Here is a 17,826-nt window from a genome sequence, read left to right on the forward strand (position 1 = left end):
AGGGACGCCCGCAGTCATGGTCAACCGCGGGCGCCCATAACGTTGGCTTGTTTCGAGGCGACCCTACCTGGGCACGCGGTCCTGCCTTGCGGCAAACGGGGCGAGCACGGCGTGCGGCTCGCTTTGGTACCAGTAGGCGACGGTGGAGATGTCGTCCTCGCGCTCGTAGAGCTTGATGTCGTCGTTGCCGAGGTCCTGGAACGTCACGCGCAGGTCCTCCTTGAACGAGATCGGGTCGGGAAGGTGCCACCTGTAGAGGCCGTGCCTGGGCAGCGCGTCGTCGTTAGTCGCGAGCATCGGATTCGGGTTCGGCTTGCCCGCGCTGAAGCGGTCGCGCGTGGCGTCGCGCGTCGAGCGGTACGGGTAGCCGGCGAACAGCGTGTTGAAGCACTGCGCCTCGGGCAGCGCGTGGGGCGGCCTGTCGAGGAAGGCCCAGGCACCGCCGAAGTAGTCCTCGGCTCCCGTCGAGGTGACCGTGGGGAACTCCTCGTCGCCGTCGAGGAAGAACTTCATCTCGCCCTCGCCCCACCAATAGCGCTCCAGGGCGCACAGGGCCATGTAGGTGCCGACGTAGTAGCCCTTGCCGCGCACGCCGTCGAGCACGGTGTAGTCGACGCCCCTGCGGGTGCTGCGCTCGCGGTTAAAGCGGGCGTGGAAGTACATGGCGTCGTCCGGCACGTCGGTGAGCGCGTAGTTGAACGTGTAGAAGATGTACTTAATGAACCCGGGGTGCTCGCTCGTAAGCGTGACCTTGGCGTGCTTCCTGAAGGGCATCTCGAAGTAGCAGTTCATGCCGCCCGTCGGGTTCACGCAGATGGGCATCGAGTTGACGATGGCGCGCTCACCGAAGCCGTTGCAGAAGAAGTCGCCGACAGGGCACTCGACCGAGGGGGTCTCCTCGTCGTCCCAGTAGAAGCGCAGCACGAGGTCACGCATGACGAAGCTGCCGGCGGCGGTCTTGTCGGGGACGGTCATCCAGATGTGGCGGATGATGCCGGGGCCCTCGATGTCCGCGAGCGTGATGGTCTCGCCGGACTCAAGGGGCACGCAGCACGAGCCCTTGCGGCCGACGCCGAGGTGGCTGGCCGACATGGCGGCGCGGCCCTTCTCGCCCGTGATGTTCTCGGGGGTGATGGCGCGGCTTTCCTCACCGCCGTGCATCCACACGTCCTTAAGGAACTCTCTCATCGTCGACCTCCTCTATTCGTCGTCGTCGCACTCGGCGGAACTGGCACCGTTCACGTAGATGATCTGCTGGCGCGCCTCGTTGACGAGGGCGTCGAAGTCGAGTTTCTCGTCGGGGCGCGCGAGCGCGACCGTCATGGCGAGCGGGAGGTTGACACCCGCGATCACGTGGATCCGGTCGGAGGCGAAGCGGGAAAAGCGCTGGTTCACGCTGCCGCCGTACGCGTCGGTGAGGACGACGACCTCGTCAGTGCCCGAAAGAGCCGCCTCGACCGCCGCGTCGAGCCCCTCGCCGTTGTCGTTCACGTAGGCGCACACGGCGTTGACGGCGTCGCCCTTACCCGTAAGGAACTCGAGGGTGTCCTTGAAGCCCTGGGCGAGAAGGGAATGGCTCGCCACAACTATCTTTCTCATTGATTCACCAATCTCTTGGGTCGAAGCTAGGCGAGGATGCCGGCGGCGGAGGCGACCATCGCGAGGACGATCACCACGAGGATGAGGGCCGTCATGCTCGCGTTCTTCTTGGTAAGAAGGTAATACGCGCTTCCCGTGATGGCGGCGGGGATCATGGCAGGCAGGATCTTGTCGAGCAGCGGCTGAATCTCCATCGCGACGTCGCCGAAGCTGAAGCTAATCGGGCAGGTGACGCCGATGACCGAGGCGATGAGGCAGCCGACCACGGTGAGGCCGAGCACGGAGGCGGCGGCAGTGAGGTTGGGAAGCTTCTCGCTGAAGTCGGTGACGAGCTTCACGCCCTGCTTGTAGCCGAACTCGAGGGCGTGCATGCGGACCCAGAAGATGGCCAGGATGAGCGCGAACCAGATGCCGGCTCCCACGGGGTTGCCCTCGATGGCCATGTAGGCGGCGATGGAGCCCATGATGGTCGGGATCATGGTCATGAGCAGGGAGTCGCCGACGCCGGCGAGCGGTCCCATGGTGCCGATCTTCAGGTCTTGGACGGCGTCCGCCGCCGCTAGGCCGTCGCGCTCCTCCATGGCCACGCAGGCGCCAAGAATGATGGCGGCGAGCCAAGGCTGGGTGTTGTAGTAGCGGAAGTGGTTGTTGAGCGCTTGCTTATAGTCCTCGTCGTTCGTGTAGATCTTCCTCAGGACCGGCGAGAGGGCGTAGGCGACTGAGGCGCCCTGCTGGGTCTGGTAGTTGAAGGTGCACACGCTCATGAGCCAGCGCCAGTTCGCGTTGCGCAGGTCCTTCTTGGTGACCTTGTAGCCGGAGGGCTTGCCCTCGGCGACGGCGGTGATGTTCTCGTTTTCCATGGTTACTCATCCTCTCCGATGAAGGCGTCTGCGGAAGCGTGGGCGGCGAGCTCGGTGTCCCTCTCGGCACGCTGGTAGAACGCAATCGCGAGGGCAACGCCGACGATGGCGGCGCCGATGATGGGCACGTTCAGGAAGGCCGAGAGGAAGAAGCCGGCGAGCAGGTACTGGAAGTACTTGGCGGTTGGCATGTAGCGGAGCAGCATGGCGATACCGACGGCCGGGAGCATCTTGCCGGCGAGGGTGAGGCCGGAGAGGAACCACTGGGGCATGACCTCGAGGAGCCAGTTGACGGCGGGCTGGCCGAGCGTCACGGAGACAAAGACGGGCAGGGCGGCGCACAGGCCGAAGAGCGCGGGGCAGACCCACAGGATGGCGTTCATCTGATTGAACTTACCCTCGTTGCAGAACTTCTGGGACTTCTCGACGACAAAGCCGTTGAGGATCTTGGCGACGACGTCGAGCTGGATGCCGAGCATGCCGACCGGCAGGCCGATGGCGAGGCCCGTGTCGGAGCCCAGGGTCACGCCGTAGGCGGTGGCGATGATGGCCATCGTGCCGTAGTCGGGAATGGAGGAGCCGCCGAAGCCCGCGACGCCGAGCTGCATGAGCTGAATGGTGCCGCCGATGACAAGGCCGGTCTTCCAGTCGCCCATGACGACTCCGGTGATGAGGCCCCAGAAAACGGCGTAATTGACGAAGATCATCGGGATGCCGTAGTAGTCCACGTGCTTGATGAAGGCCAGCAGGGTCAAAAGGACGACCTGCAGGATAGTGAAGTTGACCATATTTCCCCCTTAGATGAGGTCTGCGACGGAGACGGGCTTGTCGGCGGGCACGAACTGGGCCGTCACCTTGACGCCACGGGCGATGAGCGCCCTGTAGCTCTGGACGTTCTCGGCGGAGGCGTAGGCGCGCTGGGTGAGCTGGATGCCGTCCTCCTTGACGAGCGAGCCGCCGACGACCAGCGACGGGAGCTCGACGCCCGACTCGACCAGGCGAAGCATCGTCTCGGGCTCCTTGGCGATGACGAAGACCTTCTCGCGGTCGTACTTGCCCGCGGCGAAGTTCTTGAGCGCGGTCTGCTCGGAGATGATCGAAACGGCCATGCCCGCGGGGCGCGCCATCCTCATGGTGGACTTCAGGACCTCGTCGCCGGCGACCTTGTCGTCGATGACCATGACTCGGGTCGCGCCCGACACCGGGGCCCACTGCGTCACGATGATGCCGTGAAGCAGGCGATTATCGATTCGTGCCATAACAACACTCATGTTTGCTCCTATCAAATGAAGTTTTGCGTTCGGTACTGCCTCGGCGCTATCCGGATTCGCGCCGGGCAAGGGGTTATCGGATTATTGAGGACGCGCGGTCAGCTTGCGGCGGCGCGGGGAAGGTCACTCGTCGAGCAGGAGGTCCGAGGAGCCGAGGCGCTCTTCTCGCGCCGGGGCGGCGCTCACGCTTATGTAGTCGAAGACATATGCGATCTCGCTTACGGGAACCTCTACGCGATAGCGCGTCGAGATGCTCGAGAAGCTCTGCCTGAAGGACTCGATGAAATCGGCGCGTTCCTCCTCGAAGCGGTCCTGGCCAACGTAGGTCTCAATGGGGTTTCTGGTAACAAGGCGCTCGACGAGACAGCAGAGGTGAACGTAGAGCCCAATGATGGCGTTGCTGCCGATCTTCTCGCCTGTCCTGCGCTGAAGCTCGTGCACGGCGCTCTCGATCTCATGGAATAGCCGCTCCGGGTCGAGGATGGTGATGGAGCGGATGACGTTCTGCAGCGTCATGTTCGAGAGCAGCTTCTCGTGGAAAGAAGAGAGCTCGGAAGCGTCAAGCCACCTGCCGAACACGGCATCAACCTTAGAGGCGGACGCCGTCGACATGATGTCCTCGAGGGCGACGAAGGGGACGGAGGCGACCCCGGGGTCTCCCGTGCCGATGACGGCGCAGACGCGGTGCTCGGAGAAAACGGCGTCGTTCGACCCGTTCGCGACGAGCTGCTTGAAGGGCCTCGTGAGCAGGCGCGCGCCTATGGTGCGCGGGAGGCTCTGCGAGACGAGCTGGCGTATCCTCTCCGCGGCGTCGACCCCGGACTCGGAGCAGAAGACGATGGCGTCCTCACGGTTGACGCGCTCGATCACCTTGCAGTGCGTCACGCACGCGGCGGTCGCATCGCCAAGAACCTCGGCGATGGACTTGCCGCCGAGCAGCCCGACCCCGATCTCGAGCGCAAGACCGGTAGAGACGTTGTTCACCACGCCGATAGTGGAGTCGGTAACGTTCTCGAGGGCCTTATAGGCCTCCTCCAAGGAGCCCATGTCGACGAGGAACACGACCCCGGTGCAGTAGGAATGGCGGTCGACGAGGCGCTGGAGCGGACCGACGATGTCCTTCAGCTGCTGGTCGTAGGGCATGTCGACAGCCTCGTACACATGCATGCCGAGCATACGGTTCGCCGCGTCGGCGATGCTCGTCGCCGTTGAGTAGCCGTGGGACAAGATGACGCAGAGCGTCCGAAGGGCCTTCGCATCGCGAGACTCCGATGCGACGCACAGCGTCAGAAGCGTCTTCGTGAAGTGATCGAGCGAGATTCCCAGCGCCCCTTCCACGTCTGCGGCGACCTGATCGGAGACACTCGAGGCAAACGGCAATTCGGAGGTCACGGCACCGAGGAGATGGGAGATTTGCTCCACACAGGCAGACTTTCGCTTAGCCAGGCCGATACCCGGCCACAACTGCAGGCAAATCTCCTGGGCCAGTAGAAAAGCGACCTTCCTCGAAAGCTCGATGCCATAAGAAGAGCCTGCGTCGGCAAGGACCGCGCCCACGACGCGCTCGAAGGCGCGCGACCTCGAGGAGGCGACGCCGTGGTCGAAGATCAAGTGATCCTCAACGCCGCGCACAGCGGAGACAGCTTGCGAGACAAGCTCGGAGACAGAGAGCTCCCCGGCGCAGAATCGCTCATCGAGGGAGCACAGGGCATCGAGCGCCTGCTCGACCGGCCCTGTGCTCTCGGCGGCATCCAGAGACGCGTCGATCAGAACGCCATCGTCGGGCTGTTGATCGATCTGCGCGGAGGAGAGGAGCCCGCTGGGAAGAAGATACGGGCGAACGACGACGTAGTCGCCCTCGCGATTGAGGAACGCTTTGGCGCAGCAGTTCGTCACGCAGGCGCGCAAGCCGGCGATGTTATCGGAAAAGTCCGCGTTCACGAGGCAACGGTATGCGCCGCGGCTGATCTTCACATCAGAACCGATTCGGCACCCCTCGCTGCGCAGGAAGCTCAAGATGAGATCCTCGCGCTCCTCGGGGGTCCGCTCCTTGAGTGAGGGGACGCGGGCACAGATGGGCATTTTGCTGTAGGCCGAGGAAACCTTCAGGTCATCGGCGGAAAGCGTCGTCGAAAGAACGAGGCGAGCGCGCGGCGCATCCTGGGAGGCATCGAGCCCGAGGGCCGTCGCAAGACAGTGCTCCATCGCAGAGGGAGAGAGTGCCTCGATGCCGTTGACAAAGACCACACCCCCGCGCGCTTTCGCGATCGACTCGTCAAGAAGCCCGTTGAACGAGGCGGCGTCCGGGACCCCGGCGCAGTCGATGCGCACATAGGAGGAGTCGCGGGACAGCAAGCCCTGGTTCTTGCCGTACTCGTACACAAGGCGAGAAAGGAAAGACTTACCGACACCCACGCCGCCGCTCAAGAGGATGGGCAGGCCAAACGGAGGGTACTGAACCGCAGCCTTGCACTGCTCGACAACGGAGCTGAGGCTCATGTCGAAGCCCACGGCACGCGCGAAGTCGCGGTGATCGGCGATTCCCGTCGCCTGGATGAGGTCGGCGAGCGAGGCGTACTCGCTTGCAGAGAGCTTTACCTGAAAACGCTTCTGGAACGCGCGGCGATGAAAATAACGGACAGGCCTGCCCGCCACCTTAACCACAAGACCGGCGCGAACAAGGTCGTTGAGGTACTGGCTCGCCAGGCTCCTGGAGATGATGAGCGTCTCGGCGATGTCGGAGGTGGACAGACGGGCAAGGTCGTCGAGCGAGACGGCAGAGGTGAGGGCCTCGAGATGCTCGAGAATCCTGTCCCTCATGTCGACGGGTTTCTTTGCCAAGCTGTCCTGTGTGGTCTTGTCCATGACTTCTTACCTCCTCGTACAAGGAGTATAAGGGGAGAACAGAGAACGGAAGGGGGCGCGTGGGGGAATCAACAGCTCCGAGGAAAAGTCCACCACTTGAGGGGCAGAAAACAACGGCCATTGAACATTCAGGGCCGACGCTCAACACTTCCGCTCGACACTTCGCTTTGGAAAGGGCCCGGCGCGCCGGGGTCCCAACATAAAGAAGGGCCCCGGCGCGCAGGGCCTAAAGCTTAACCATGCGCGCGGCGATGCGGGCGCAGTCGCAGGCGGCCTTCTTCTCGAAAGTGTTGTAGTCACGACCCGGCCCTCGGCGCAGGGCTTGTCGCTGATGGCGCGCACGACGACGAGGGGCACGCCGTTGAGATAAGCGGCCTGCGCGATGGTGCAGCCCTCCATCTCGCAGCACAGGTCGCCGAAGGTCGCGAGGATTCGCTCCTTCTGTTCCGCGGGCGAGACGAACTGGTCGCCGGAGACGACGCGGCCCTTGAGGACCTTAATGTCGGGGGCGACGGCGGCCGCGGCGGCGCACGCCGCCAGCAAGGGCCGGAACGGATCGCGCAAGATCAAGGCGTCGCCCGGGAGGTCGGGCGTTACCGTCAGCCGGCGCCGCGTCTGCCGCATCATGAGGGAGAACGGCCTGGCCGGCGCATACGGCAGGAAGAGGTTCAAGGTGCACCCCGGGGCGGTCAACGAGGCCGACGTGTCGAACGTCGTCGCGCGCGGCTTCGGCGGCAGGGCGCCGTGCACCCATATATGCAGCGACTTGGTCTGCGTGCGCGTCGGGGCGTCGTGGAACTACGTCTGCCTGCTCGTCGACCTCTGCAACGGGGAGATCGTCGGCCACTCCGAAGGACCGAGGAGGGACGCGCGAGCTCCGAGCCAAGCTCTTGGATTACGTGCACTGGTACAACAACTTCAGGATCCACTCGACGCTGGGCTACATGTCGCCGGTCGAGTTCAGGGAGGCGGGGCCGTCCCTCCCGGAATCGTCCAAATAAGTGTTGCCAATCCATAGCCAATCCAGCCATCATCTTCGCGAAGGCGGACGTCAGGAAAAGCTCGGCTTGAGCTCGGTCGGACGCGGTCTGTGGGGCATCATTCAGGCTCAGGGGGTCTCCTTGTCTTCTTCGGTCGCAACCTGAATGATAGGGACGGCCCCTTCTCTCTTTCCCCTTCGTTTTCGACGCGTCACCCTCTCGGCGGGCTTAAGGCCCGCGCTCGCGGGTGCAGGGGCTACGCCCAAACCCCAAAAACGTAACGCCGTGCTCGAAGCGTTTCCGGACGTCAGCGTAAGCTCAAATCCCGTTCGTCAACTCATGGGCAAGCCACCTGAGACTACTCATTTCTCCTACTGGCAATGAAGACCTGCGACCTGCAGTTTTGCAAACTGCTTGAAAGCCACCTGCGTTGATTCACTTCCTATTGCAGCTGGCGGCTTGCACGCGAAAAGGCATTTAAGTTTCAAAACGGGCGTTTTCGGCGCTATCGAGCCTCCAAAGGCATCCCGCCGCGCCCTTTGGGACAAAAACAAAAACTCAAAGCCCTGAGTTCGAAAATAGTTTTTGGAGTTGTCCCGACTTTTGTCCCCGAAGCCGACGAAACGCGACAGGGTATCACCTGGCGGCACTCGATTCGAGACGGCACCGAAAACTGGATGCAACCGGAATGACGGGACGGCAGAACCGAAGCCATCGAGTGGGGATAGAAAAAGGCCCGGGTGCCGTGGCATCCGGGCCTTTGCTAGCAACTTGATGTTGCGGGCAGCTTAGAACTTGTGGCCGCACTTCTTGCAGACGCGCAGCTTGTTCTTGCCGTCCTTCTCGTGACCGACGCGGGTAACCTTACCGCACTCGGGGCAGACGAGATTGACGTTGGAGGCGTCGATGGGAGCCTCCTGCGAAACGATGCCGCCCTGCTGGTTGGCAGCGTTGGGCTTGACGGCCTTCTTGACGACCGAAACGCCCTCGACAACGACCTTGTTCTCGGCGGGGAGAGCACGCAGGACAACACCCTGCTTGCCGCGATCCTTACCAGAGAGAACCTGGACCTTATCGCCCTTCTTGATATACATATATCTCCCCTAACTACAGGGTCTCGGGAGCGAGCGAGACGATCTTCATGTACTTCTTGTCACGAAGCTCGCGAGCGACGGGCCCGAAGATACGGGTGCCGACGGGCGAACCATCGTTGTTGATGACAACGCAGGCGTTCTCATCAAAGCGAATGTAGGAGCCATCCTTGCGGCGGATCTCCTTAACGGTGCGAACGACGACGCAACGGACAACGTCCTTCTTCTTGACGTTGGCGCCAGGGGTAGCCTCCTGGACAGCACCGATGAACACATCGCCGATGCCTGCATAACGACGCTTGGAACCGCCAAGCACCTTGATGCAGCGAATCTTGCGAGCGCCGGAGTTGTCGGCGACGTTCAGCATGGTTTGCATCTGAATCATGGTAGATGTTCCTCCGAACTAAGAACCGAAGAGAGGTGCGCAGCCTTTATACGGCCCGTGGTATGCAAGCCAGGCATACGCACATCTTCGGAAACGTACAAGTCGTAAGAGCGACTGCTTATTTAGCGCGCTCGACGACCTCGATGAGGCGCCAACGCTTCATCTTGGACATAGGACGGGTCTCCATAACGCGGACGGTATCGCCCACGCCAGCCGTGCACTCCTCGTCGTGAGCGTGCAGCTTCTTGGAGCTGGTCATCATCTTGCCGTACTTGGGGTGACGCTTGCGCTCGGTGATGGTGACAACAATGGTCTTGGCACCGGAGACGGAGGTAACGACACCCGTACGGACCTTACGCGAGTTACGCGAATCAGTCATGTTCTCTCCTTAGGTCCTACTCGGCGACAGCGGACTTCTCCGCTGCGATCTCGCGGGCGCGCTGCTCCGTGAGGACGCGAGCGATGTCCTTCTTCACGGTGTTGACGCGAGCGGTGTTGTCCAGCTGGCTGGTGGCCATCTGGAAACGAAGGTTAAAGAGCTCGGCGCGCATTTCCTTCAGCTTCTCAACGAGCTGAGCGTCCGAGAGCTCACGAATCTCTGCGGGCTTCATTAGTTCTCCTCCTTGGCGGCGGCGGCGTCCTCAGCAGCCCACTTGGCCTCGAGAGCGGCCTCCTCAGCCATCTCCTTCTCGATGCGCTGCTCAGCGTTCTTGGCAGCAACAATCTTGGTCTTGATGGGAAGCTTGTGCTGTGCAAGACGCAGAGCCTCGCGAGCGACCTCCTCGGGCACGCCCTTGACCTCGAACATGATGCGGCCGGGCTTGACGACGGCCACCCACTCCTCGGGGTTACCCTTACCAGAACCCATGCGAGTCTCGGCAGGCTTCTTGGTGATGGGCTTATCGGGGAAGATCGTGATGTAAACACGACCGCCACGCTTCATGTAGCGGGTCATGGCAATACGAGCGGCCTCGATCTGACGGTTGGTGATCCAATGGGCCTCGAGAGCCTGGATACCAAACTCGCCGAAATGCAGCTCGGTATTACCCTTGGCCTGGCCCTTCATGGAGCCACGCTGCACCTTGCGGTGAAGAATACGCTTAGGGGCAAGCACTACTGACCCCTCCTCTCGGAGTTACGACGACGAGGACGGGAAGAGCCCTCGAGTGCAGGGTTGGGAACAGGCTGGCCCGGGAGCTTCTCGCCCAGGTAGATCCAGACCTTCACGCCGCAAGCGCCCATGGTGGTGCTGGCGACAGCCGTGCCGTAGTCGATCTTGGCACGGAGGGTGTGCAGAGGCACGCGACCCTCGCGGTACCACTCACGACGGCCCATCTCGGCACCGCCGAGACGACCGGAGCACTGGATACGGATGCCCTTAGCGCCGGCCTTGCGGGCGGACTGGACAGCCTTGCGCATAGCGCGACGGAAGGCAACGCGGCCCTCGAGCTGCTCGGCGATAGACTGAGCAACGAGGTTGGCGTCGAGCTCGGGGCGCTTGATCTCGACAACGTCGACGGAGAGCTGGCCCTTGGAGACGCCAGCGACCTTCTCGAGCTCGGTGCGGAGGGTATCGATTTCGGCACCCTTCTTACCGATGACAACGCCGGGGCGAGCGGTGAGGATGATGACCTTCACCTTGTCGCCAGCGCGCTCGATCTCGACGCGGGAGACAGCTGCGCGGGAAAGACGCTTCTCGAGGTACTTGCGGATCTCGAGATCGTTACCGAGGGTCTTAGCGTAATCCTTCTCTGCGAACCAGCGGGAGCGCCAGTTCTCGGTGATGCCAAGACGGAAGCCGGTGGGGTAGACTTTCTGACCCATACAGCTTTACGCCTCCTTTCGAGGAGCAACGACGACGGTGATGTGGGAAGTACGCTTCAGAATGCGAGAAGCGGAACCCTTGGCGCGGGGACGGATGCGCTTAAGCGTCGGACCCTCGTCAACATAGGCAGCGGCGACAACCAGGTTGTCGGCACGCAGACCGTTGTTGTTCTCGGCGTTCGCAACGGCGGAACGGAGAACCTTCTCGACATCCACGGCGACGGCGCGGTCGCAGAAGTGGAGGATGTCGAAGGCCTGAGCGACAGGCTTGCGGCGGATCAGATCGACCACCAGGCGGGCCTTGCTGGGGGAAACACGCACGTACTTAGCGACGGCGCGAACCTCGGTGGCCTCAGTTTCAATAGACTTAGTTGCCATTTACGGTTAACCCCCTATTTGGCCTTGTGGCCACGGAACGTACGAGTCGGCGCGAACTCGCCGAGCTTGTGACCAACCATGGACTCGGTAACATACACGGGCACATGCTTGCGGCCGTCGTGGACGGCGATGGTGTGACCAACCATCTCGGGGAAGATGGTGGACGCGCGGGACCAGGTCTTCACGACGTCCTTCTTGCCAGCCTCGTTCATCGCGGTGATACGCGAGAGAAGGCGAGTCTCCACGAACGGGCCCTTTTTGAGACTTCTGCTCATAAGTGCTTTCTCCTAAAACTCGGTATCCGAAATTACTTCTTACGGCGACGAATGATGTGCTGGTTCGAGACCTTCTTCTTCTTGCGCGTACGAAGGCCCTTCGTCGGCTTACCCCAGGGGGTAACAGAGGGACGACCAGAGGTGTGGTTCTTGCCCTCGCCACCGCCGTGCGGGTGGTCGACAGGGTTCATGACGGTACCGCGGACGGTCGGGCGCACGTTCATGTGACGCTTACGGCCGGCCTTGCCGATGACGATGTTGGCGTGATCGGCGTTGCCGACCTCACCGACGGTGGCGCGGCAGGTAACGAGGATGCGGCGCATCTCGGAGGAAGGCATACGGACGATAGCGTACTTGCCCTCCTTACCCATCAGCTGGCAGGAATTACCGGCGGAACGGGCGATAGCAGCGCCCTTGCCCGGCTGGAACTCGACGGCGTGGATGAGCGTACCGACGGGGATGTCGGCGAGGGGCAGAGCGTTGCCCGGCTTGATGTCGGCGTCAGAACCGGACATGATGGTCTGACCGACCTCGAGGCCCTTGGGGGCCAGGATGTAGCGCTTCTCACCGTCAGCGTAGTGCAGCAGAGCGATGCGAGCGGAACGGTTCGGATCGTACTCGATCGTGGCAACCTTGGCGGGCACGCCGTCCTTGTTGCGCTTGAAGTCGATCACGCGGTAACGACGCTTCACGCCGCCGCCCTGGTGGCGGGTGGTGATGCGGCCGTTGTTGTTACGACCGGCCTTCTTGGGCAGGGGCTCGAGAAGAGACTTCTCGGGCTTGGTGCAGGTGATCTCGGAGAAATCGGAGATCGTCTGCCAACGCCTACCAGCGGAGGTCGGCTTAAGGTGCTTTACAGCCATTACAATCCCTTTCAATAGGAATCCGTTAGCCATCGCAGACAGGGATTCGAGGTTCTGCCTCGGGTGCGATGACACCGGACGTATACACGGTTCCGGGCGTGTCCATTTTATACGCCCGAAACCTTGAGCTCTCGCCTCCCCCATTTGGGAGGCATGAGCTCACTCAACAGCAGCGAGTCTTAGGCCTGGTTGCCAAAGACCTCGATGGTGTCGCCCTCGGCCAGCGTGACGATGGCCTTCTTCCAAGAACGGGTCTTGCCGGCGACATAGCGCACGCGCTTGGTCTTGGGCTTGACCGTCAGGGTGTTCACGCGAACGACCTTGACGCCGAAGATCTCCTCGACAGCGTCCTTGATCTGATACTTGTTAGCATCCTTGGCGACCTCGAACGTGTACTTGTTCAGCTCCATGCCGGAGAAGGAACGCTCGGACACGATCGGACGGATGATGATCTCGTGGGCGGTCATTTATGCAAGCACCTCCCCGAAGTGAGCGGCGATGTCGGCGGGCATCAGCACAGCGTTGTTGTTGACGAGATCGTAGGTGTTGGCCTCGTCGGCAGTGATGATGAACGTCTTGGGAATGTTGCGGAACGACAGGTAGGCGTTGACGTCCTCATCGCGAACGATGATGGTCAGACGCTTGCCCTCAAGGCCGAGAGCCTTGAGCATGGCGACGGCAGCCTTGGTGGAAGGCTTCTCGAAGCCGTAGTCGTCGACGAGCACGAGCTCGCCATCGGCCAGCTTGGCGGACAGCGCGGAGCGCATAGCCAGCTTGACCTCCTTGTTGTTCATACGCTTAGCGTAGGAACGGGGCTTGGGGGCGAAGACAACGCCACCGTGACGCCACTGGGCAGCACGGATGGAACCCTGGCGGGCACGGCCGGTGCCCTTCTGACGCCAAGGCTTCTTGCCGCCACCGGAAACCTCAGAGCGACCCTTAGCAGACTGGGTGCCCTGACGCCAAGAGGCCATCTGGCACTTGACGATGTGGTGCATAACGTGGATGTTCGGCTCGATGCCGTACACCTCAGCGGCGAGCTCGGCCTCGGCGACCTTCTTGCCCTCGCTGTTCTTTACTTCAAACTTTGCCATTTAAGTGTTCTCCTTGGTATGACGCTGGGCTAAATGGGCTGGGCCCTTAGGCCATACGGATGGCGACGAGACCATTCTTGGCACCCGGGACAGCGCCCTTGACCAAGATGAGGTTCTGCTCGGCATCGATGCGGACAACGGAAAGGTTCTTGACGGTAACGCGCTCGTTACCCATGTGACCGGCCATCTTGACGCCCTTGAGGACGCGCGCAGGATAGGCGCACTGACCGATAGAACCGGGGTGACGCTGGAAGTGAGAACCATGCGTCATAGGACCGCGGCGCTGACCCCAGCGCTTGATGCGACCCTGGAAGCCCTTACCCTTGGAGGTACCGATGACGTCGACCTTCTCGACATCAGCGAAATCAGCGACGGTGACGACCTCGCCGACCTTGTGCTCCTCGCCGTTCTCGACGCGGACCTCACGAAGGAAGCGGACAGGCTCGACGCCAGCCTTGGCGAAGTGACCAGCCATGGGCTTGTTCACGTTCTTGGCCTTGATGTCGCCGAAACCGATCTGGACGGCGTCATAGCCGTCGGTTGCCTGAGTTTTAACCTGCGAGACAGCGCAGGGGCCAGCCTGGATGACCGTGACGGGAACGACGTTATCGTCCTCGTCCCAAACCTGGGTCATGCCAATCTTGCGGCCGAGAATCATGCTGATCAAGATATGATCCCAACTCTCGCGTGGTCTTGGGACAATGCGTACACCACCGAGCGTACGCCCCTAGAGGACCACTACTTACACGACGTGCTCCCCAGTCTTGTATTACGCCCGGACTACCTGACAACCCTATTAAGCAGGCATTTTGTCCAGCCAGAATACTCCCCTGGTTTCACACAGCTGTTTAGTATACACGGCTGCGGGCGTATCCATCGAGATTCATATTTCACTCACATTGTTTACGCAGGTAAAGTGCGTGGATGGCTCCCGAGCACGGCGGAGGGCCGGAGAAATATATTAAGGTCCCTGCTCTACAGTCCTGCGCAAGACGGAGAGCACATTAAGTGCTCTCCTTTGCGTGCGGAACTCGCGATGACCTTAATATATTTCTCCGGCCCTCCGCCGTGCTCGGGAGACGACACGTTGATGTCTGCTTAACTCTGCTCGCTCAGCTAATTACTTTGTTGGGGGTCCACTATTTGCTGGAGGGTGAACTTACATTGCATTGGCTCGCCTTCTGCTTGTAGCTTTTCCCCATCGAAATCGAAGATCATGATGGCGCAGTTGGGGAGTTTTGTTGGGAGCTCGAAGCCCTCTGGGGCTGCAGCCTTGATGAATTGGCGGCTGGCGCTGCCGTGGCTTACTGCTAGGAGGGTTTCGATGCCCTCGGCGCCCATGAGATTGGTGAGGGTGCCCACCATGCGCTCCTGCAGGGCATGGCTTCCTTCTCCGCCAAATGGGATCAGGTCCTCGCCGGGGTCCCAGACGTCGGTGGGTAGGGCGTCGTGGGGGCCTTCTTCGAAGGTGCCGTAGCTGCGCTCGATGATGCCTTCGCAGGGCTCGACTGCTGCATCCCGGCCGAGGAGTTCGGTTGCGACGAGACTTGCCGTGTCCATGGCTCGGCCTAAGGGCGAAGAGACCACTTTGTCGGGGACGACGCCGTGGGCTTTGAGCCATGCGGCTGCCATTCCCGCTTGTTTGCGGCCCAGGTCGGTCAACGGTGAATCGCAGCGGCCCTGGACGAGCTTTTTGACGTTGAATTCCGTCTGGCCATGGCGGAGCAGATACAGCCTCTTCATGTTCTCCCCTTCTGTATACATTGCCTTGCCGGCACAGCCCTACTCTTGGGTACGGCCTACGTAGTCTTCGTCGATCGTGATCTTGGCGACCGACTTGGGATATTCCGATTCGACCCGTTTCGCCAACGCGCGCTTCAGGTCCTCGGCGCTCATCGCCAAATCCGAGGGACGTACGCAGTCAAAGATCACGTTGGTATGCGTGGGGCCCGGAACACAGCGTAGGTCGTGGATCGAGAGGCGGCTATCAATCTCTTGAGCCATAGCGTTGATGCGCAGACGCATGCTCGCCACCTTTGGATCGTCGGTCACGATGGGATCGTAATGGAGCGTGACGATCATGCCGTCTTCGACCCTAAACGACTGCTCGATGTTATCGAGCGTGTCGTGACTTTCCAGCGGGCTGGCCTCGGCTGCCATCTCGGCGTGAGCGCTTGCGAACTTCCTGCCCGGGCCGTAGTCGTGAACCATCAAATCGTGAACGCCCAAAACGCCGGGGTAGCTCATGATCTTGTCTCGAATGTGCTTGACCAGCTTAGGGTCGGGTGCCTGGCCCAAAAGCGGGCTCACCGTATCCTGGATGAGCTCAAAGCCGCTCCAGCCAATATAGGCGCCAACGGCAAGGCCGACCCATGCGTCAAGATTGATGTGCGTCACCTGCGAAACAATTGCGCACGCCAGCACGGCGCCCGTAGCTAGGACATCGTTCTTTGAGTCCTGAGCGGTCGCATGCAGCGTCTCGGACTCAATGCGATCGCCGAGCTTTTGGTTGAGGGCCGCCATCCAGAGCTTAACAATCATCGAAAGCACCAAGACTGCCACCAGGGCAAGCGAGAACTCGACAGGTTCGGGGTGGATGATGCGCTCAACCGAGGACTTCACCAGCTCAACGCCAATCAGCAGCACGAGCGCCGCCACGACCAGACCCGAGAGATACTCGTAGCGGCCATGTCCGTAAGGATGCTCGGGGTCGGCCGGCTTGCCCGCCAGCTTAAAGCCAAGCACGCTCACGATGTTCGAGCTGGCATCGGACAGGTTGTTCATGGCATCCGCCACAATCGAAACCGATCCCGACAGCACGCCAATTACGCCCTTTGCAGCGCATAGTGCCACATTGGCGAGAATACACACTATGCCCGTCAACGTTCCCACGCGCGCACGGTCGCCCTGCGCACGACGAACAATCCACTCAACCATCTATATCCGCCCCCACGGTACTACCTATATATCTATTGCTCAAACGGATTGTAGTGTAGCCACTTTGCCCCACAGATACAAAAAGGCCGCAACCCACACGGGCCACGGCCTTGGAACATGACAAAGAAATCGCCCTTTGTCGCACAGGTTTATGCGCTTGCTTCGGCCACGCTCTTCGAGGTTTCGGGTGAATCAGCTCCGTCCCCCGTCGTCTGCCCCTTCGCCGGCACCACGCCAAAGCAGTAGCTCAGCGCCGCAGACACCGCAAATGCCACACTGCCGGCAACGCAGCACCACAGCAGGTTCGAGATGCCGCCCGTGGCAAAGCCAATGACCATGAGGACATTCGTCATGCCGATGGTATAGGCCGTAACGTGGCCCACGGCCGCAACAAGGCCTCCGACGGCACCGCCAATGGCCATGCACGTCAGGCACCTGCCATATTTAAAGCCGCAACCGTACAGCGCCGGCTCGCTTACGCCGCCAAGAACACCCGAGATTGAATAGCCCAGCATGAGCGCCTTCTCGTCCTTATCCGCAACGCGAAGCGACGCGCCAAAAGGCATGCCCCAAACGGCGAACGTCGCCATCGTCGCGGCAATCAGGATGCACGAATCCGTTCCCACACTCATAAACTGCGCGTACGCAAGCGATAGGACAACGTTGCTGATACCCGCGATCTTAAGAAACTCCCAACCCGCGGCAAGCCCCATGAGCGTGAGCAGCGACACGATGCCACCGGAATTGCCAAGCATAAACATAAGCTGGCCCAACAGCATGCCCAGATAGCTGCCCGCCGGCGCTGTAATACACAGCGAAACCGGAACCATGACGAGCATGGTTGCAAACGGAACGAACGAAAATGCCACGGCCTTAGGGATAACTCGATGAAAGAAACACTCCACTCGCCATAGCACGGGCACCGAGATGAGGACCGGAATAACAGTCGTCGTGTAATCGTTGACCGGCGCGGGAAGCAGACCATACACGGAAGTCATCGATGCCCCCGCCGTCGATGCGGCATCGACGAGCTTAAGCAGATCGGGCGCAATCAATACGCCGCCCAGCATCATGCCCAGTTGTTCCGAGCAACCGAGCTGGCGGGCAGCCGCCCAACCAAGATAGATGGGCAAAAAGTAGTAACCGGCGTTATAGAGCCAACTGTAGAACAGGCGATAGATTTCGGAATCGGCAGGCCACAGGCCCAGCATGCCTTCGCCCATAATGACGGCGACGGTGCGGAACAACGCCGCGCAGACAATAAAGGGCAGCGCCGACATCATGCTTTTGGACAGATAGTCCACCACGGCCATGGCGTTTGATGAGACCGTCGTTGTGAACGAGGTGTTAGTAACTTGTGACATGGAACGCCTTTCCCAATGTGACATACGGGCTGCCCCTTTG

Annotated in this window: 22 protein-coding genes and 2 pseudogenes; 2 read left to right on the plus strand and 22 right to left on the minus strand. The window is 61.2% G+C overall.

Features of this window, described 5'->3' with window-relative positions; translation table 11 throughout:
• Positions 1-63 precede the first annotated feature (63 nt).
• The 7 genes from DXC79_RS04815 to DXC79_RS04845 all read right to left on the minus strand — a co-directional run bounded on the left by DXC79_RS04815 (position 64) and on the right by DXC79_RS04845 (position 7,138).
• A complete protein-coding gene (locus DXC79_RS04815) occupies positions 64-1,188 on the minus strand; it encodes a glycoside hydrolase family 172 protein (RefSeq protein WP_172676343.1) in 1,125 nt (374 codons plus the stop codon).
• 12 nt (positions 1,189-1,200) lie between these two features.
• Positions 1,201-1,599, minus strand: coding sequence for a PTS sugar transporter subunit IIA (locus DXC79_RS04820; RefSeq protein ID WP_089572475.1), 399 nt, complete (start codon positions 1,597-1,599; stop codon positions 1,201-1,203).
• Between the two features lie 26 nt (positions 1,600-1,625).
• Entirely contained in the window at positions 1,626-2,459 is an 834-nt protein-coding gene (locus DXC79_RS04825; protein WP_089572476.1) for a PTS system mannose/fructose/sorbose family transporter subunit IID, read from the minus strand.
• A gap of 2 nt (positions 2,460-2,461) precedes the next feature.
• Positions 2,462-3,247: a PTS sugar transporter subunit IIC gene (locus DXC79_RS04830; RefSeq protein WP_089572477.1), complete on the minus strand. Its 786-nt coding sequence runs from the start codon at positions 3,245-3,247 to the stop codon at positions 2,462-2,464.
• A 9-nt stretch (positions 3,248-3,256) separates the two neighbouring features.
• On the minus strand, positions 3,257-3,730 hold the full coding sequence (locus tag DXC79_RS04835; RefSeq protein ID WP_117635340.1) for a PTS sugar transporter subunit IIB: 474 nt from the start codon (positions 3,728-3,730) through the stop codon (positions 3,257-3,259).
• Positions 3,731-3,853: 123 nt separating this feature from the next.
• Positions 3,854-6,595 (minus strand): PRD domain-containing protein, encoded by a 2,742-nt coding sequence (locus DXC79_RS04840; protein ID WP_117635341.1) that lies wholly within the window; start codon positions 6,593-6,595, stop codon positions 3,854-3,856.
• 141 nt (positions 6,596-6,736) lie between these two features.
• A complete protein-coding gene (locus tag DXC79_RS04845) occupies positions 6,737-7,138 on the minus strand; it encodes a hypothetical protein (protein WP_199412197.1) in 402 nt (133 codons plus the stop codon).
• On the opposite strand from DXC79_RS04845, the pseudogene DXC79_RS10170 reads away from it, so the two are divergent.
• Positions 7,095-7,202, plus strand: a pseudogene (locus tag DXC79_RS10170) (hypothetical protein); the annotation flags it as partial. The gene DXC79_RS04845 and the pseudogene DXC79_RS10170 sit on opposite strands and share 44 nt — an antisense overlap.
• A gap of 292 nt (positions 7,203-7,494) precedes the next feature.
• Positions 7,495-7,596 carry an IS3 family transposase gene (locus DXC79_RS10175; protein WP_231501554.1) on the plus strand — a complete coding sequence of 34 codons (102 nt, stop codon included), beginning with the start codon at positions 7,495-7,497 and terminating at the stop codon, positions 7,594-7,596.
• Positions 7,597-8,363: 767 nt separating this feature from the next.
• Here DXC79_RS10175 and rplX read toward each other — a convergent pair.
• The 15 genes and pseudogenes from rplX to DXC79_RS04925 form a co-directional block, all read right to left on the minus strand.
• Complete coding sequence (gene rplX / locus DXC79_RS04855; RefSeq protein WP_006235043.1) at positions 8,364-8,669, minus strand: 50S ribosomal protein L24; 306 nt, start codon at positions 8,667-8,669, stop codon at positions 8,364-8,366.
• 13 nt (positions 8,670-8,682) lie between these two features.
• Positions 8,683-9,051 (minus strand): 50S ribosomal protein L14, encoded by a 369-nt coding sequence (gene rplN, locus DXC79_RS04860; protein ID WP_006235041.1) that lies wholly within the window; start codon positions 9,049-9,051, stop codon positions 8,683-8,685.
• A 118-nt stretch (positions 9,052-9,169) separates the two neighbouring features.
• A complete protein-coding gene (gene rpsQ / locus DXC79_RS04865; protein ID WP_006235040.1) occupies positions 9,170-9,430 on the minus strand; it encodes a 30S ribosomal protein S17 in 261 nt (86 codons plus the stop codon).
• Positions 9,431-9,446: 16 nt separating this feature from the next.
• Positions 9,447-9,662 (minus strand): 50S ribosomal protein L29, encoded by a 216-nt coding sequence (gene rpmC, locus DXC79_RS04870; RefSeq protein ID WP_006235039.1) that lies wholly within the window; start codon positions 9,660-9,662, stop codon positions 9,447-9,449.
• A gap of 107 nt (positions 9,663-9,769) precedes the next feature.
• Positions 9,770-10,165 (minus strand): annotated as a pseudogene (rplP, locus tag DXC79_RS04875) (50S ribosomal protein L16); the annotation flags it as partial.
• A complete protein-coding gene (rpsC, locus tag DXC79_RS04880) occupies positions 10,165-10,875 on the minus strand; it encodes a 30S ribosomal protein S3 (RefSeq protein ID WP_006235037.1) in 711 nt (236 codons plus the stop codon). The pseudogene rplP and the gene rpsC, both read right to left, overlap by 1 nt.
• Before the next feature lie 6 nt (positions 10,876-10,881).
• Entirely contained in the window at positions 10,882-11,253 is a 372-nt protein-coding gene (gene rplV, locus DXC79_RS04885) for a 50S ribosomal protein L22 (RefSeq protein ID WP_006235036.1), read from the minus strand.
• 14 nt (positions 11,254-11,267) lie between these two features.
• On the minus strand, positions 11,268-11,528 hold the full coding sequence (gene rpsS / locus DXC79_RS04890; protein WP_006235035.1) for a 30S ribosomal protein S19: 261 nt from the start codon (positions 11,526-11,528) through the stop codon (positions 11,268-11,270).
• A gap of 32 nt (positions 11,529-11,560) precedes the next feature.
• Positions 11,561-12,391: a 50S ribosomal protein L2 gene (rplB, locus tag DXC79_RS04895; RefSeq protein ID WP_055250219.1), complete on the minus strand. Its 831-nt coding sequence runs from the start codon at positions 12,389-12,391 to the stop codon at positions 11,561-11,563.
• 179 nt (positions 12,392-12,570) lie between these two features.
• A complete protein-coding gene (gene rplW, locus DXC79_RS04900) occupies positions 12,571-12,858 on the minus strand; it encodes a 50S ribosomal protein L23 (RefSeq protein WP_022094197.1) in 288 nt (95 codons plus the stop codon).
• Positions 12,859-13,485 carry a 50S ribosomal protein L4 gene (rplD, locus tag DXC79_RS04905; protein ID WP_006235032.1) on the minus strand — a complete coding sequence of 209 codons (627 nt, stop codon included), beginning with the start codon at positions 13,483-13,485 and terminating at the stop codon, positions 12,859-12,861.
• Positions 13,486-13,531: 46 nt separating this feature from the next.
• On the minus strand, positions 13,532-14,152 hold the full coding sequence (gene rplC / locus DXC79_RS04910; protein WP_035137484.1) for a 50S ribosomal protein L3: 621 nt from the start codon (positions 14,150-14,152) through the stop codon (positions 13,532-13,534).
• Between the two features lie 449 nt (positions 14,153-14,601).
• On the minus strand, positions 14,602-15,228 hold the full coding sequence (locus DXC79_RS04915) for a histidine phosphatase family protein (RefSeq protein ID WP_158550968.1): 627 nt from the start codon (positions 15,226-15,228) through the stop codon (positions 14,602-14,604).
• Positions 15,229-15,267: 39 nt separating this feature from the next.
• Positions 15,268-16,422 carry a cation diffusion facilitator family transporter gene (locus DXC79_RS04920; RefSeq protein WP_117635344.1) on the minus strand — a complete coding sequence of 385 codons (1,155 nt, stop codon included), beginning with the start codon at positions 16,420-16,422 and terminating at the stop codon, positions 15,268-15,270.
• A 149-nt stretch (positions 16,423-16,571) separates the two neighbouring features.
• Positions 16,572-17,786, minus strand: a complete 1,215-nt coding sequence (locus tag DXC79_RS04925; protein WP_147327481.1) for a PTS transporter subunit EIIC — start codon at positions 17,784-17,786, stop codon at positions 16,572-16,574.
• Positions 17,787-17,826: the final 40 nt, after the last annotated feature.

The organism is Collinsella sp. TF08-11AT (assembly GCF_003437035.1).
GTDB lineage: Bacteria > Actinomycetota > Coriobacteriia > Coriobacteriales > Coriobacteriaceae > Collinsella.